The following is a 15,976-nucleotide window of genomic DNA, read 5'->3' on the forward strand; positions in this document are numbered from 1 at the left end:
TGGGAGGAAGTGAGGGCGGCAGCAGCGCAGAAAGGCAGCGCGCCCCTGGGGTTCGGCGGCCCTCACTTCCTCCCAATTACCTTTGCCACATGCTCCGAATAGTCAGCTTCACCTTCAACGCTTTCAGCGAGAACACTTACCTGCTTATCGACGAGGCGAGCCGGGCCACGGCCATTGTGGACCCCGGCGCCTACTCGGCCGATGAGCAGCGTACCCTGCACCACTACCTCGAAAGCGAAAAGCTGGTCGTGCAGTACCTGCTCAACACCCACGCCCACATCGACCACGTGCTGGGCAATGCCTTTGTGCTGCAGCACTACCCAAATATACCCTTTTTGCTACATTCGCTCGACCTGCCCACCCTGCGGGCTGTGCCAACTTACGCCGGCCCCTACGGCTTTGCGGCCTACGAGCCGGCCGAGCCCACGGGTGAGCTAACGGCCGGGCAGGTTATCGAGCTGGGCGAGAGCCGGCTGGAGGTGCGCTTTGCCCCTGGTCACGCGCCGGGCCATGTGGTGCTTTATGATGCAGCCGGCGGGCAGCTGGTAGGCGGCGATGTGCTGTTTAAGGGCAGTGTGGGCCGCACCGACCTGCCGGGCGGCGACCACGCCACGCTGCTGGCCAGTATCAGAAAAGAGTTGCTTTCGCTGCCCGACGCCACGGTTGTGTACCCTGGCCACGGCCCGGCCACAACTATCGGCGAGGAGCGGCGGAGCAATCCGTTTTTGAAGTAAGCGCTGAATTCGGACTTTTATCAGGGTAAAGGGGAAGCAGCTACTCACGGCTTCGCTTGTCAGAATTACTACTCACAACAGTGGCGTAAGGCATGAGAAAGCCGGCGCTGTGCTCAGGCAGTCAACTCCTTGAAACGACATATTCCCAACGCTGTTACCTGCCTCAACCTGCTGTGCGGGTGCCTGGCGCTCACGTTTATTTTTCGGGGCGAGCTGGTAATGGGAGCCTACCTGGTGGGCATCGCCGCCGTGGCCGACTTCTTCGACGGGCTGCTGGCGCGGGCGCTGCGGGTGTCGTCGCCCATCGGTAAAGACCTGGACTCGCTGGCCGATATGGTGTCGTTTGGGGTAGTGCCGGGGGCCATTTTGTACATGCTGCTGACCAGCCACGAGGTATGGGCAGCGAGCGGCTGGCACTGGCTGGCGCGCCTGGGTTTCGTCGTGAGTATTTTTTCGGCCCTGCGCCTGGCCAAGTTCAATAACGATACGCGCCAAACAACCTCGTTTATTGGCCTGCCTACGCCGGCCTGCACGCTGGTGGTGGCCTCGCTGCCGCTCATTCTGGCCCACGACCGGTTTGGTCTGAGTGGTATCATCCTCAATCCGTGGCTGCTGCTGGGTCTTACTGCGCTGCTCTCGGGCCTGCTGGTGGCCGAGCTGCCGCTCTTCGCCCTGAAATTTAAAAACCTGCGCTGGCTGGGAAACCGGCGGCGGTTTATTTTTGTAGGGGTGGCATTGGTGCTGGTTGCTACGTTGCGGTCGGCCGGCATACCGGTGGCGGTGCTGCTCTACGTGCTCATGTCGGTGCCCGGCCGGGTGCGCAGCCGCGACGGCCTCGAACCCAGCCCCGGCAGCCCGCAATAAGTTGGGCGCTATCACTGTTAGGTTACCAGAAATTGAGTAGCCGCCTTTCAGCTACGCATCTCTGACCCACGAGCGGTGAACAGCCTGTTTATATTTGAGTAGTGCCTTAGCAGGTAGTATATATGCGAAACCTTTTCTCGATGCTGCTGCTGGGAATACTGGTGGGCTTTACCGTGCCAGCGTACGCCCAGGCGGGCGGCCCGGCGCAGGTAGTGCCCGTTAGCCTCAGCTGGACCACCTACGCCAGCCTGCCCAACCCGCGGGCCAACGCCGACGATGCGCCGCGCCGCGTACCCAGCTTTAAGGGCGCTTATCATGGGCCCGGTGCCGTGGTGGGCACCTACACGCTACGCCTGGCCGGCACCATCGGCAGCGGCGAGCTGCGTGATGCCGTGTACGAAGCCTTTCCGGCCGCTGATGTCAAGCTATTGGGTAACATTACCTTGCCCGCCGCGCCGGCCGTGCAGCTGCGCTACGGCACCGAGGCCCGCCGCCCGTACACCTACGTGCTGATTCAGCCCGTGCGCCGCAACCCGCAAACCGGCCAGGCCGAGCGCCTGCTGTCGTTTTCCTACGCCGGCCAGGCTACCGGCAGCAACGCGGCCGCCCGCTACACGGCGGGCCGGACGCACGTCGGCACGTCGGTGCTGAGTAAGGGCGACTGGTTTAAAATCGGCGTGCCGCACAATGGCGTTTATAAGCTCGATAAGGCGACGCTCAAAAGCCTGGGCCTGCCCGTAGCCACCCTGGACCCGCGCCGTATCCAGCTCTTTGGCAACGCCATCGGCCTGCTGCCCCAGGCCAACTCCGCGCCCCGCCCCGATGACCTGGCCGAAAACAACCTGCTGTTTGTAGGCAATGGAGATGGCGTATTCGATGATAACGAATACTTTCTGTTCTATGCCAGAGGGCCGCATACCTGGCGGGCCAGCCAGCCGGGAGCCAGTGCGCTTACCGCGGCTCCCACCCAGCCCGGCTTGTTCGGGCTGCTGGGCGAAGGCGGGCGCTTCAAGCACATCAACAACTTTTACTGCGACACGGCCTACTACTTTGTGACGGTAGGTAACAACAACGGGCGGCGCATTCCAACGGTAGCTGCCCCCGGCAGAGCGCCGCAGGGGGCGCCCATCACGACGTTTCTGGACCGCCGCTTCTACGAGCATGACCTCGTCAACCTTCTGCACTCGGGCCGCCGCTGGCTGGGCGAAGCTTTTACGAGCAGCAACCCCCAGCGCGACTTCGTTTTCAGTGGCGATGGCAACCAGCCGCTGGCCGACCTGGTAGCCGGCGATACCCTGCGCCTGACCGTAGCTACTGCCAATACGGCTTTGCAAAACAGCAGCTTCGATGTAGCGCTTAACGGTGCCAAGCTGGGTAGTCAGTCGCTGCCCGGCATCCCCAACGGCTCGTTTACGGCCGTGGCTACCAACGATTTTCACACCTTTACTACCCTCACCCCGGCCGGCCTCACCGACCCTAAGGTAACGCTGACTTTTTCCTCGTACGATGCGGCTGGCACCGGCTACCTCGACTACCTGGAGCTGGTGGTGAAGCGCCAGCTGCGCCTCAACGGCTCCTACCTGGAGTTTAACTCGCTCAACTACAAGCGGGGGCCGGCACCGTAGGCACCTTCACGGTAGCTAACACCAGCCCCGGCACTCAGGTGTGGGAAGTAACCAACCCGCGCCAGCCGCAGGCGCAGACCCTAGACGCCAGCAGCAGCTTTCTGGCCTACACCGATTCGCTGCGCGAGTTTGTAGCCGTGCAGCCCAGCGGCACCTTCGATGCGCCCCGGCTGTTTGGCAAAATTCCGAATCAGAACCTGCACGCCCTCAACAGCGATGGCAAGCTGAATTTGGTGATTGTAACCTACCCGCCGTTCCAGGCGCAGGCCGAGCGGCTGGCCCAGCACCGCCGCGACTATAACGGTCTCAATGTGGCCGTGGTAACCACTAAGCAGGTGTACAACGAATACAGCTCGGGCGGGCAGGATGCCACCGCCATCCGCGACCTGATGAAGCAGGTGTACGACCGCAACCCCGACCCGGTAGGCAATCGCGGCTACCTGCTGCTGTTTGGCGATGCTTCGTTCGACTATAAGTCGTCGCCCTACAACGATGCCAGCCAGCAGCCCGCCTGGTGGGTGACCCGCGCACCCTTCAAAACCACCTCCAACTTCAACGCGGCTAACCAGGACTTCGTGCCTACCTACGAGTCGCGCGAGTCGTTTCAGCCGGTGGACAACTTCAGTAGTAGCCGTGACAATATTGAGGGACTAAACAGCTATTCATCAGAAGACTACTATGGCTTGCTCGACGATAGCGAGGGCGAGTGGATAGAGGCTAACGTGGGCAATTTCGAAGCCACCGACATCGGCATCGGGCGCCTGCCCGTGCGTACGCCTATCAACGACCGGGCTAATGCGGCTCAGGCCCAGCAGGTGGTAGATAAGCTTATTGCCTACGACTCGCCGGCCAGCTTTGGCAAGTGGCGCAACCGTATCACCCTCACGGCCGACGACACGGACGCGGAAAAAACCAACGAGTTTGCCACCGAGTCGGAAACCATTTTCGCCGTCAACATCACTTCCCGTGAGCCGGCCTACAACCTGCGGAAGGATTATCTCGACCTGTTTCCGCAGGTAAGCGTAGCGGCCGGCCAGCGCTCACCGGCCGCCGTGGCCGCCATAGATGAAGCGCTGGAGCAGGGCTCGCTGATGATTGGCTATACCGGCCACGGGGGCCGCGAGGCCTGGCCGATGAGCAGATTATCACGATTCCTTCGCTGCTGGCGCTCAATAACCAAAACCGCCTCACCTTTTTCGTAACCGGCACCTGCGACCTGAGCACCTACGACAACCCCGACTTTACCTCCGCCGGCGAGCAGGTACTTACCGACAATGTCACGGGGGGTGCCGTCGGGCTATTTACTACCACCCGTGTAGTTTATTCAAATTTTAATACAGAGGTTGTTAATAATTTCTACACTCAGGTATTAACCCGCAACGCAGCGGGCACGCTGCCCTACCTGGGCCTGGCGGCCAGCACCGCTAAAAATAATTCGCCCAGCGGCGACCTTAACAACCGCAACTATACCCTGCTCGCTGACCCCACTACCCGCCTGGCCTACCCAAGCCAGCGGGTAGTACTCGATTCTATCAATGGCCACCACGTACAATCAATTACGACCAGCCTTGACACACTACAGGCCCTCGGCCAGATGCGCTTGAGCGGTCACATCGAAAACAATGGCGTGCTGAACCCCGGCTTCGGCGGCACGGCCGACATCACTATTTTCGACAAGCCCATAACGGTGCAGACGCTGGGCGATGCGGGTTCTGTTAAAATTGACGTGCAGACGCAGGAGAACGTAATCTATGGCGGGCAGGCCACCGTTCGGGCGGGCCGCTTCTCGGTTAAGTTTGTGGTGCCCAAAGACATTGCCTATAACGTGGGTAAAGGTAAAATCAGCCTGTACGCCGCCGACCTGGTCAACAAAGTAGATGCCCAGGGGTATCAGCTGGCTCTGGTGGGCGGGGCCGCGCACGGGGCCACCAGCGATACCCGGCCGCCGCTGGTACACTTGTTTATTTCTACTGCGGCCCTGCCCAACGATACGTCCTTTGTATCGGGTGCCACTGCTACTCCAAACCCGCTGCTCATTGCCCGGCTCAAGGACGCATCAGGTATCAACACGTCGAGCGCGGGCATCGGGCACGATATCACCCTCACGCTCGACAACGACCCGACCAAGCTGGTAGTGGTAAACGATGCCTACACCACTGACGTCGACAACTTCCGCACCGGCCTGGTGCGCTACCTCTACAAAGACCTGGCGCCCGGCCCTCATACTATTCGCCTCAAGGCCTGGGATACGCACAATAATTCGGCCGAAGGCACAGTTGACTTCCTCGTTGCGCAATCGGCGCAGCTGGCTCTCGACCACGTCTTAAACTATCCCAACCCTTTCAGCAACATCACAACCTTCCACTTCGACCAGACCCGCGCGGGCTCCGAGCTGGATGTGCAGGTGCAGATATTTACCATAGCCGGCCGCCTCGTCAAAACCCTGCACGCCAGCTTTCCATCCAGCACGGCCCACATCCCCAGCACTCACCAGGACCCCAGCCTGAGCTGGGACGGCCGTGACGACTACCACGACCAGCTGGCGCGGGGCGTGTACGTGTACCGGGTTAGCGTCCGCTCGGGCGACCAGGTAGCCACGAAGTTTGAAAAGCTGGTCCTATTAAATTAATCAATTTATATATAATAAAAATCTAATTTAATGGCCGCTCCGTATTGAGCAAGAATAACCTTCTTTCTTTGCAACGTTTTCGGGGACGCTTGTATTCTTACATTTAGAGCAGCACTTTACTAAATCCTATGACTTTTTTTCGTACGCTGGGCTTTACGCCGGCGCTCTTGCTGCTGGCCGCCCCGCGGCGCTGGCGCAAGTAGCCACTGCCGACCTGCACACCATCACCACGGCAGTACCCATCCTGACGCTGAGCCCCGATGCGCGCGGCGCGGCGCTGGGCGATGCCGGCGTGGCTACCTCGCCCGATGCTAACGCAGCCTACTACAACCCCGGCAAGCTGGGCTTTGTAAATTACAAATATGCCTTTTCGCCGTCGTACTCGCCCTGGCTGCGCCAGATTACCGACGACATGAGCCTGAGCTACCTGTCGGGCTACGGCAAGGTGGGCGACCGCGGCGCTATATCGGCCTCGCTGCTTTACTTCAACCTCGGCAACATCGACTACCGCGACTTTCAGAACCTGCCCAACGGTAATTTCAACCCCAAGGAGTATGCCTTTACGGTATCGTATGGCCAGAAGCTGGGAGAAAACTTCGGCGTAGGCGTGTCGGCACGCTACGTGCGCTCCAACATTATCGGCTCATTTCCGGGTGGGGGCGATGCCCAGCCGGGCAGCTCGTTTGCGGCCGACCTGGGAGCTTATTACAGCAAGGATGCTACCATTGGCGCGGGTGTGTACAACCTCGCCTTTGGCTTGGCGGTCAGCAACATCGGCAACAAGATGGTGTATCGGGATGCCACTAATCCGAGCTTTCTGCCCACGCAGCTGCGCCTGGGCACGGCCATTACCCGCGAAATAGACTCGTACAATAAGATAACGCTGGCCTTCGACGCAACCAAGCTCCTGGTGCCCTCGCCCTATTACGAAACCCCAATAGCAAAGACACTGCCCAGACAGCCCGGGTGCAGCGCATAGACCGCGAACGCCAGCAGCAGGGCATTGTTTCGGGTATCTTCAGCTCGTTTAACGACGCGCCGGGCGGCTTTAAAGGAGAGCTTCAGGAAATTAACCTGCACGGCGGCATGGAATACTGGTACGACAATAAGATTGCGGCCCGCGTCGGCTACTTTTACGAAAACCCGCATACCGGCGCTCGCCAGTACCTGAGCTTTGGCCTGGGCGCGCAGTTGTCGGTGTTCGGCGTCGATGGCACGTACCTGGTGCCCAACTCGCAGGCCAACCCCCTGGCGCAGACTATCCGCGTATCGCTGCACTTCAACCTCAACAAGCTGGCCGATGCCTTTGATGAGAAAGGCGCGGGCGGTACGCAGGGCACGCTGCCTAACTAATGGGGCAGTAAGCGGTACGACGTACAAAAGGGCTGGGGAGCAGGACTGAAGCAGTCGCCGCTCCCCAGCCTCACTTTTTAGTACCGGCGGCTGCGGGCAAACAGCCTTTTACTGCGTTATTTTTAAGCTTTAATTCTAAAACGCTGTGCTCAATCGCCTTCAGCCCCTCCTACCCAGCCGCTTACCCAGATTGTATTACCCAGCCCACAGGTGAGCACCCTGCCCAATAGTGCGCGCCTGCACCTGCTGGCCAACGATGCCCAGCCCGTGCTGCGCTTGCAGGTAGTGCTGCCCGCCGGCAAGCGCCAGGAGCCGCAGCCGGGTATCTCGCAGCTCACGGCCCGCATGCTGACCGAAGGTACGGCCACGCGCTCGGCCCGCGAGATTGCCGATATGGTAGCTTTTTACGGGGCCTCGCTCGACTGTGAGGCTGGCCCCGACCGCACTACGCTCACGCTCTACTGCCTGGCCCGCTACCTGCCCGACCTGCTGCCGCTGGTGACCGATGTATTAGCCGCTCCCAGCTTTCCCGAAACCGAGCTGCGCCAGCTGCAAACCCGCATCAGCCAGAATATGCGGGTAGAGCGCCAGAAAACCAGCTACCGCGCCAGCGAAGAGTTCAACCGCCAGCTATTTGGGGCCGAGTCGGCCTACGGCCGGCCGTTTGACGAAGCCTCTTTTACTGCCTTTACGGCGGCCGAGCTGCGCGCCTTCCACGCGGCGGCCTACGCACCGGCCGGAGCCGAGCTATTTCTGAGCGGCGACGTGGCCGCCGCGGCCGCCGCCGTGGCGAGGCAGCTGGGCCAGTGGCAGCCCGCTACCGGCGCGGTGCCGGCCGCGCTGCCTACCCAGCCGCCACTGGTGCCCGAGCCCTCTCCTACCGGGATAGTCAGCGTGCCGGTTGAGGGAAGTATTCAGGCTTCGCTGCGAGTAGGGCGGCGCTGGCCGGCTCCTACCGAAGCACAAACGCCCGAGCTGCTACTGCTGGTCAAGATTCTGGGCGGCTACTTTGGCTCGCGGCTCATGAAGAATATCCGGGAAGACAAGGGCTTTACCTACGGCATTCATGCCAGCGTAGTAGCCCGCGAGCAGGCTACCGCCCTGGTTATCGGCACCGACGTAAACGGCGAAAGTGCCGGCGCTACCCGCTTCGAGATTGCCGCCGAGCTAACCCGCCTGCAGCAAGAGCCGCTGGATGACGATGAGCTCGAAACCGTCAAGAACTATACCCTGGGCAAGCTGCTGGGCGAAACGGCCACTGTGTTTGAGCAGGCCGACCGCTACCGCTACGTGGTGCTGCAAGGCCTGCGGCCCGACTACTATGCCAACCTGGTGCAGCGCACCCAGGCCGTAACGGCCGCCGAGCTGCAGGCCCTGGCCCGCACCTACCTCAGCCCCGCCGACATGCTGACGGTAGTAGCCGGGGGCGAAGTGCCGGAGCTGGTTTGTTAATTCTCCGTTTTTAGTACGCGCTGCTCTACCGGCTCAGGTTAGGAATGCGGAACTGAAGGCCCAGCGAAGGAATAAACGTGACCCCACTGAGCGAGGTAGTGCTGCCGTCGAGCAGGGTAAAGTCGCCATAATTCTGATAGTAGAGACTGACGGCCGGCACTACGTACACGTATTTGTAGCCGAGCTTGAGGTTGAGAAACAAGCCATAGGACGAGAAATTACGGCTCTGCCGGGGCAGCGCAGGCAGCCTGGAACCACCGGTGGCGTTGTATAAATTGCTGGGCGTGAAGCCATAGCTCACCCATGAGTGCGCGTACACCGCGCCGTAGCTGATAGCGCCAATGCTTTCCTCAGGCCCAAACGACTGGCTCACGGTGAGCGGAATCAGCACATCGTGGCGCGAAGCCGAGATGCCCAGCAGGTTATTAACATCCGTCAGGAATGACAGATTGGGCAGGGCCGCCCGCTGAATGGCATACTGCAAGCCAATGCTGGCATACGTGGTGCCGCCGGCCGCATCCCGGTCGGGGTTTTCGACCGAGCCCGTGGGGCCGAGCAGCTGATACTGGGTATCGAAGACGTGGGAGCCAAAGGCGTACTTATAGCCCACATCGAGGCGCGGCACCACCCCATAGCGAATGCTGAGGTCGGCCGTAGGCTGCAAAGGGTCGAGCAGGTAGGCCAGCGCCGCCGTCTGCAGGTTGCTTACGGCCCCCGAGTAGCGCACAGTGTCGCCCCGCGCAGCCTGGCTACCCAACTGGCTGGCAGCCGTTTTCACCGCCGAGCCGGCCTTGCTGAGCGGGGCTGAGCCCACGTTAAACCCTTGGTTGTAGGCCAGCCGAAACTCACCCTGGGGCGTTACCTTTCCCGAAGTAGTGATACCACGCGGCGCAGTACACGCCGTAGCCGCCAGGGCCAGCAAAGCGGCGGCCCGGCCCAGTGGAAAAGAAGCAGCAGAAATACGCATAAGTAGCAAGAGTGTGGAAGCAATGTGTACGGCCTAATACGAAAACCGCGCCAACCCGGAACCCCGGTCCGCTGGCTGGTGTCTGGGCTAGCACCACCTACTCTGACGGGCCATCGGCCATTATCCGCGATGAGGCTACTTTTTCCTGGCAAACTACTCGTGCTGGCCGGGCTGGGGCTGGTGGGCAGCGCCAGCCGCCCCGCCGCGCCCCGCCTACCCGTCACGGTCTATGTTTTTCTGGCCGAAAGCTGCCCCATCAGCCAGCAGGCGACGCTGCCGCTGCGGGCGCTGTATGCCCGCTATGCCCCTTGGGGCGCAGTTTGTGGGCGTATTTCCGGGGCGGAGGCTACCCCGGCCAGCGTAGCAGCTTTTGCCCGCACCTATACGGTGCCATTTACTACCCAGTCCGACCCCGGCCAGGTGCTGGCGCAACGCCTGGGCGCCCGTATTACACCGGAAGTAGTGCTAGTCGCTGCCGACCACCATACCATTCTATATCAGGGCCGGCTCGACGACCAGTATGCCGCGCTGGGCCAGCGCCGCACTGTGAGCCAGCATCATGAGCTGGCCGATGCCCTGGCCGACCTGGCGGCGGGCCGCGCCGTGGCCGTGCCGCGCACGCAGGCAGTGGGCTGCTACATCGAAAAAGCCGGGCTGGGCCAGTAAAGCAAAGGTTCGATTGCCACGAGCAAGCCGGCCATTAGCTCTTATCTTTAAGATACTCAGACTTTATCGCAGTATTATGACAAGATTTTTCTTACTATTCCTCCTTTTAGCTGACTTTATACGGCCTGGCCGCACGCAGGCCCAGGCCACCCAGCTGAACTTCAGCGAGCACATAGCCCTATTATCTATTCGCACTGTGCCCGCTGCCACCGGCCGGGCGAAGTGGCGCCGTTTTCGCTGTTGAGCTACCAGGACGTGGTTAGCCACGGCACTACCGTTATGGCCGTTACGGGCTCGGGCTATATGCCGCCCTGGAAGCCCGACCCTACCTATCGCCACTACCTCGACGAAAATACCCTCTCTACCGCAGAGATAGCCAGCATCCGGAGCTGGGTAACCAGCGGCATGCCCCAGGGCAACCCGGCGCTGGCACCCGCCGTGCCAACCTTCCCGGGCGGCTCGCAGCTCGGCACCCCCGACCTGGTAGTGCCGATGCGGCAAACTTTTACGGTACCGGGCACCAACCAAGACCTGTACCGGGTGTTTGTGCTGCCGGTTACTATATCTGCCGACCACGATATTGCCGCCGTGGAGTTTCGGCCTGGCAACAAGCGCCTGGTGCACCACGCCATCATCGGCCTCGACACCACCAGCCAGGGCGAGCAGCGCGACGCCCAGGACCCCGGCTACGGTTACACCAGCTTTGGCGGCTTCGGGTTTACGACTGTGGAAGACAACTTTGCCGGCTGGGTGCCGGGCAATCAGGCGCGCTTTTATCCGGCGGGCATGGGCAAAAAGCTTTATCGCCATGCCCGCCTGCTGGTGCAGGTACACTACGGCCCCACGAGCGTGGCCCAAACCGACTCGTCGGTTATCAACATCTTTTACAGCCGCCAGCCGGTGCAGCGCTACGTAGCCACGCAGCCCGTTATTACGCCCTTCTGGGGCCTTACCAACGGCCCGTTTGTCATTCCAGCCGGCCAGGTCAAGACGTTTCACTACACCTTTGGCGTGTCGCAGGATGTAAGCCTGCTTTCCGTGCTGCCCCATTCGCACCTGCTGGGTAAAAGCTGGAAGGTATGGGCCATCAAGCCCAGCGGCGATACCATCAAGCTCTTGAAAATCGACGACTGGAATTTCCGCTGGCAGGGTAACTATCGCTTTCCGACCATGCAGTACATTCCGGCCGGCTCGCGCCTGGAGGCCGATGTTACTTACGACAACACGACCAGTAACCCCAGCCAACCCAACTCGCCTCCGAAAACCGTGACCTGGGGAGAAAACACCAGCGACGAGATGCTGGTCGGCTTCTTCGACCTGGTGCCCTACCAGGCCGGCGACGAAGCCGTAGCCCTGGCCACCCGCTCGGCCGTGCCCGTGGGCAATGCTGCCGGGGCCGAAAGCGACTTTTTGCTCCATCCCAACCCGGCCGAGCTGGGAGCGGCCACTGCCAGCTTCACGTTGAATCAGGCTGGCCCCGTCAGCCTGCGCATCCTCGATGAGAAAGGTCGCCTGGTTCGCAGCGTGCTTACGCAGCAGGCACAGCCCGCCGGCCCGCGCCAGGTGCCGCTACCGCTGCAAAATCTCCCCGCTGGCCTTTACCTGGTGCAGCTCGAAGCCAGTGGCAGCACCCGCACCGGCAAGCTGCTTATTCAGTAGGTAATAAGTGGCCGGTAATGGGTGGTGACTAATGAGTAGTAAGGGGTAAAGTGACGTTCTTTACTGCGCATTATTCACTACCCATTACGCTAAATGACCATTCTTTACGGCGTGCCGGGCGAGGGCCTGGGCCACGCTACCCGCAGCAAAGTCATTATTGCCTGGCTGCTGGAGCAGGGGCACGAAGTGCGCGTGGTCAGCAGCTCGCGGGCTTTTACGCTGCTCGACAAGACTTTTCCGGGGCGGGTGCTGGAGATAAAGGGCTTTCACCTGGCGTATAAGCAGCTGACGGTGTCGAAGTCGCGCACCCTGGGCCTGACGCTGCGCACTGCGCCCGAGGCGCTGCAAGTCAACTTCCGGCAGTATCGGCAGCTGCTGCGCGGCTTCCGGCCCGAGGTAGTGATTTCAGATTTCGAGTCGTTCAGCTATTTCTTTGCCAAGCTGCTGCGGGTACCGATTATCAGCATTGATAATATGCAGATTATCAGCCGCGCCCGCCTCGATGTAGCAGTACCTGACACCCAGCGCGAAGACTATGACGTGGCCCGCTACCTGGTGCGGGCCAAGCTGCCGCGCGCCCGGCACTACCTCATCACCACCTTTTTTGAGCTGCCGCTGCGCCCGCGCTATGCCGAGCGCACCACGCTGGTGCCCAGCATTATTCGCCCCGAGATACAGGCGGCCCACCCAACCCGCGGCGACTATATACTGGTTTATCAATCGGCCACTACGCAGGGCGACCTGATTCCCATCTTGCAGCAGCTGCCGGAGCAGGAGTTTCGGGTGTATGGCTTCAATAAAGACGAGGCGCATGGCAACGTGCTGCTACGGCCATTCTCCGAAGCGGGCTTTATTGCCGAGCTGGCAGGCAGCCGGGCGGTGCTCACCAACGGCGGCTTTTCGCTGATTTCGGAGGCAGTGTACCTGCATAAGCCGGTGTGCGCGGTACCCATTCCGGCGCAGTTTGAGCAGTGGCTGAACGCGGCCGAGATTGAGCAGCGCGGCTATGGGCGGCATTTTGAGGCCATTACGCCGGCGAATGTGCAGGCTTTTCTGGCTGAGTTGCCGCAGTTTGAAACGGCGCTGGCCAGCTACCGGCAAGCCGGCAATGAGGTGCTTTTTGCCCGGCTGGCCGAAGTACTGGCTGAGGTGTAGCCCCGCAGCGGCTGCCGGCAACGTTTGCAGAGCCCCGCGAAATTGTACGCCGTTCTCCAAAACAGTAGGCTACATTTGCATCTCTCATCTTCCTTTACCACCACATGAGCTACATCGCAGCTATTCATGCCCGCCAGATTTTGGATTCACGCGGCAATCCGACCGTAGAAGTTGACGTCACCACCGATTCGGGCACCGTGGGCCGCGCCGCCGTGCCTAGCGGGGCCAGCACCGGCGTACACGAAGCCGTAGAGCTGCGCGACGGCGACAAGGGTATTTATCAGGGCAAGGGCGTGCTGAAAGCCGTTGAAAACGTGAATTCCAAGATTGCCGAAGAGCTGGTAGGCTTCTCGGTGTACGAGCAGGCGCTGCTTGACAAAATCATGCGCGAGCTCGACGGCACCGCTAATAAGGGCAACCTTGGCGCCAATGCCATTCTGGGCGTGAGCCTGGCGGCGGCCCGCGCCGCCGCCCAGGAGCTGGGTCAGCCGCTGTACCGCTACGTAGGCGGCGTGGGTGCCAACACGCTGCCCGTGCCGATGATGAACATCCTGAACGGCGGCTCGCACGCCGACAACAAGATTGACTTCCAGGAATTTATGGTAATGCCGGTGGGCGCCAGCTCCTTCTCGGAGGCGCTGCGCTGGGGCACGGATATCTTCCACACCCTGAAGTCGGTGCTGAAGAAGAAGGGCCTGAGCACCAACGTGGGCGACGAAGGCGGCTTCGCCCCGATATTCAGAGTAACGAAGAAGCCATTCAGCTGGTGCTGCAAGCTATTGAACAGGCGGGCTACAAGCCCGGCGAGCAGGTGATGATTGCGCTGGACCCGGCCGCGTCGGAGTTTTACGAAGACGGCCATTACCACTTCAAGAAGAGCACCGGCGACAAGCTCACCAGCGAGCAGATGGTGAGCTACTGGGTGGAGTGGACCAAGAAATACCCGATTGTAAGCATCGAAGACGGTCTGGCCGAGGACGACTGGGCCGGCTGGAAGAGCTTCACCGACCAGGTAGGCAAGAAAATTCAGCTTGTCGGCGACGACCTGTTCGTCACCAACGTGGAGCGCCTGCAGCGCGGCATTGACGAGCACGTGGCCAACGCCATTCTCATCAAAGTCAACCAGATTGGCTCGCTCACCGAAACCATCGACGCCGTGAACCTGGGCCGCCGCAACGGCTACAAGTCCATCATGAGCCACCGCTCGGGCGAGACCGAAGACTCGACCATTGCCGACCTGGCCGTGGCCCTGAACACCGGCCAGATTAAAACCGGCTCGGCCTCGCGCTCCGACCGCATGGCCAAGTACAACCAGCTGCTCCGCATCGAGGAAGAGCTGGGCGAAACGGCGTACTTCCCCGGCAAGAAAATGTAGATTTTAATGGTTAGTTGCTAATGCTTAATACTGCTTCGGCATTCCATTGACAATTAATCATTAACAACTAACCATTAACCATTAAGAATGCAGCTCCCCGCCTTTCTCTCGCCTACTCTGCGCGTGCTGCGCAACTTCTATTTCCTCACGGCCGCCGGCTTTGTGGTGTGGATGACCGTGTTCGACTCCAACGACCTTGGTAAGCAGTACGACATGTACCACAAGTGGCGCGAGCTGCGGGCCGAGAAAGAATATTACGAGGCTAATATTGAAGTAGTGAAAAAAGACCGCGCCGAGTTGCTCAGCTCACCGGCTTTACTGGAGAAGTTTGCCCGTGAGAAATACCTCATGAAGCGCCCCGGCGAAGACGTATTTGTGCTGGTGCCCAAGCCCACTGAGTAAGGCGCTTGCGCTGCTTGAATTAAAAACGCCCGCTAGCATAGAAATAGCGGGCGTTTTTAATATAAATTATTTAATATATCTCCGGACTCACTGTCAGAAGGCCTCGCAGCCTATTGTATGAGAATCTTTACCCGGTACTGGCATTTGTTTTTCTGTTTGGCGGGCTTTGCAGTCCGGGCCGTTGCGCGCCAGACGTACTCACCTCACTCGCCCGCAACGGCACAACCAGCTACACCACTTGCTCAGGCACACTCTACGACAATGGCGGGGCAACAGGTCCTTACTCGCTGAATGCCACCGGAGCCATGACGCTGCCGCCGGCCACTGCGGGCAATAAAATCAGGGTGGACTTCACATAGCTCAATCTGTTTGCCGGTTACGATACGACAAGCTCGTGGTGTATGCTGGTACTCCGACCCTGGCACCAATTATTATGGTTTTCGGACGCTGGGCACGCTGTACGCCACTACCAGCACAGGCGTGCTTACCGAGCAGTTGGGGCCGGGGCAACAGTGCGGGCAGCGGCTTTGCGGCTACCATCAGCTGCTGGCCAGCGTGCCCGTCTTGAACGTGCGTAACAACCAGGTCACGGCGGTTAAGTACGGGCCACCCAACACCTAAGATGTCAGTGCCCAGGCCGTGAACCTGGGTGGCGGCGTAGCGGGCAGCGCCCTGCTAAAGCTCTGCTTTTCGAACGATGCCTCCCTGAGCGCCGGCGATATGCTACTCGACTACCGGGCGAGCATACGGCTAACCCGGCGGCGCCGCTTTTTCGACGGTAACGCTGCCCACTCATCCTCTGGCTCAGTACTGACTGCGCCTACCCAACCGCAGGTAGCGCGGCGCTAGCTGCCCGAAATTCTGCGCGCTGAGTGAGCGGCGGCTTACTATCGGCTGTCCGGGCCGGCAGCACGGGCGGGCCAGCAAGGGGCCCGGCTGGGCCAACTCGGGCGCGTGGTCGTCGCACCGGCCAGGAGCCACAGCGGCACAGCTCCCCCAGCGAACCGGCAGCAGTAGCAGGTGGAGGCGGCGAACCCTACCTCATAAGTTTGACCGGGTGCCGGGAAACGCCAGGATGGGGGCGTTTCGTGCGAG

14 protein-coding genes and 2 pseudogenes are annotated in these 15,976 nt (G+C 60.7%); 15 read left to right on the forward strand and 1 reads right to left on the reverse strand.

Features of this window, described 5'->3' with window-relative positions:
* The first annotated feature begins 89 nt into the window (after nucleotides 1–89).
* The 7 genes and pseudogenes from GKZ67_RS14460 (at nucleotide 90) to GKZ67_RS14495 (ending at nucleotide 8,657) form a co-directional block, all read left to right on the forward strand.
* On the forward strand, nucleotides 90–734 hold the full coding sequence (locus GKZ67_RS14460) for an MBL fold metallo-hydrolase (RefSeq protein WP_173243580.1): 645 nt from the start codon (nucleotides 90–92) through the stop codon (nucleotides 732–734).
* A 129-nt stretch (nucleotides 735–863) separates the two neighbouring features.
* Nucleotides 864–1,598 (forward strand): CDP-alcohol phosphatidyltransferase family protein, encoded by a 735-nt coding sequence (locus GKZ67_RS14465; protein WP_173243583.1) that lies wholly within the window; start codon nucleotides 864–866, stop codon nucleotides 1,596–1,598.
* 122 nt (nucleotides 1,599–1,720) lie between these two features.
* Nucleotides 1,721–3,223: a hypothetical protein gene (locus GKZ67_RS14470; RefSeq protein WP_173243586.1), complete on the forward strand. Its 1,503-nt coding sequence runs from the start codon at nucleotides 1,721–1,723 to the stop codon at nucleotides 3,221–3,223.
* 233 nt (nucleotides 3,224–3,456) lie between these two features.
* Nucleotides 3,457–5,852: pseudogene (gene porU / locus GKZ67_RS23700) on the forward strand (type IX secretion system sortase PorU).
* Nucleotides 5,853–6,102: 250 nt separating this feature from the next.
* The gene (gene porV, locus GKZ67_RS14485) at nucleotides 6,103–6,831 is read left to right on the forward strand and encodes a type IX secretion system outer membrane channel protein PorV (RefSeq protein WP_254245254.1); all 729 of its coding nucleotides are present in this window, start codon (nucleotides 6,103–6,105) and stop codon (nucleotides 6,829–6,831) included.
* A complete protein-coding gene (locus GKZ67_RS14490) occupies nucleotides 6,819–7,205 on the forward strand; it encodes a PorV/PorQ family protein (RefSeq protein WP_173243592.1) in 387 nt (128 codons plus the stop codon). The genes porV and GKZ67_RS14490 overlap by 13 nt, the downstream gene beginning before the upstream one ends.
* A 210-nt stretch (nucleotides 7,206–7,415) precedes the next feature.
* Complete coding sequence (locus tag GKZ67_RS14495) at nucleotides 7,416–8,657, forward strand: M16 family metallopeptidase (RefSeq protein WP_173243595.1); 1,242 nt, start codon at nucleotides 7,416–7,418, stop codon at nucleotides 8,655–8,657.
* Between the two features lie 25 nt (nucleotides 8,658–8,682).
* On the opposite strand, the gene GKZ67_RS14500 is transcribed toward GKZ67_RS14495, so the two are convergent.
* Nucleotides 8,683–9,624 (reverse strand): hypothetical protein, encoded by a 942-nt coding sequence (locus GKZ67_RS14500; protein ID WP_173243598.1) that lies wholly within the window; start codon nucleotides 9,622–9,624, stop codon nucleotides 8,683–8,685.
* Between the two features lie 129 nt (nucleotides 9,625–9,753).
* Between GKZ67_RS14500 and GKZ67_RS14505 the strand changes: the two genes are divergently transcribed.
* The 8 genes and pseudogenes from GKZ67_RS14505 to GKZ67_RS14540 all read left to right on the forward strand — a co-directional run bounded on the left by GKZ67_RS14505 (nucleotide 9,754) and on the right by GKZ67_RS14540 (nucleotide 15,730).
* A complete protein-coding gene (locus GKZ67_RS14505; protein WP_173243601.1) occupies nucleotides 9,754–10,290 on the forward strand; it encodes a hypothetical protein in 537 nt (178 codons plus the stop codon).
* A gap of 222 nt (nucleotides 10,291–10,512) precedes the next feature.
* The gene (locus tag GKZ67_RS14510; RefSeq protein WP_173243603.1) at nucleotides 10,513–11,949 is read left to right on the forward strand and encodes a T9SS type A sorting domain-containing protein; all 1,437 of its coding nucleotides are present in this window, start codon (nucleotides 10,513–10,515) and stop codon (nucleotides 11,947–11,949) included.
* 93 nt (nucleotides 11,950–12,042) lie between these two features.
* On the forward strand, nucleotides 12,043–13,104 hold the full coding sequence (locus GKZ67_RS14515) for a glycosyltransferase family protein (protein ID WP_173243606.1): 1,062 nt from the start codon (nucleotides 12,043–12,045) through the stop codon (nucleotides 13,102–13,104).
* Nucleotides 13,105–13,208: 104 nt separating this feature from the next.
* Nucleotides 13,209–14,479, forward strand: a pseudogene (gene eno / locus GKZ67_RS14520) (phosphopyruvate hydratase).
* 87 nt (nucleotides 14,480–14,566) lie between these two features.
* On the forward strand, nucleotides 14,567–14,881 hold the full coding sequence (locus GKZ67_RS14525) for an FtsB family cell division protein (protein WP_151085829.1): 315 nt from the start codon (nucleotides 14,567–14,569) through the stop codon (nucleotides 14,879–14,881).
* A 113-nt stretch (nucleotides 14,882–14,994) separates the two neighbouring features.
* Nucleotides 14,995–15,240, forward strand: a complete 246-nt coding sequence (locus GKZ67_RS14530) for a hypothetical protein (RefSeq protein ID WP_173243609.1) — start codon at nucleotides 14,995–14,997, stop codon at nucleotides 15,238–15,240.
* A gap of 10 nt (nucleotides 15,241–15,250) precedes the next feature.
* Entirely contained in the window at nucleotides 15,251–15,502 is a 252-nt protein-coding gene (locus tag GKZ67_RS14535) for a hypothetical protein (RefSeq protein WP_173243612.1), read from the forward strand.
* Nucleotides 15,503–15,520: 18 nt separating this feature from the next.
* Entirely contained in the window at nucleotides 15,521–15,730 is a 210-nt protein-coding gene (locus GKZ67_RS14540; protein WP_173243614.1) for a hypothetical protein, read from the forward strand.
* The last annotated feature ends 246 nt before the right edge of the window (nucleotides 15,731–15,976 follow it).

It is taken from the genome of Hymenobacter sp. BRD67 (assembly GCF_013256425.1).
Classification (GTDB): domain Bacteria; phylum Bacteroidota; class Bacteroidia; order Cytophagales; family Hymenobacteraceae; genus Hymenobacter.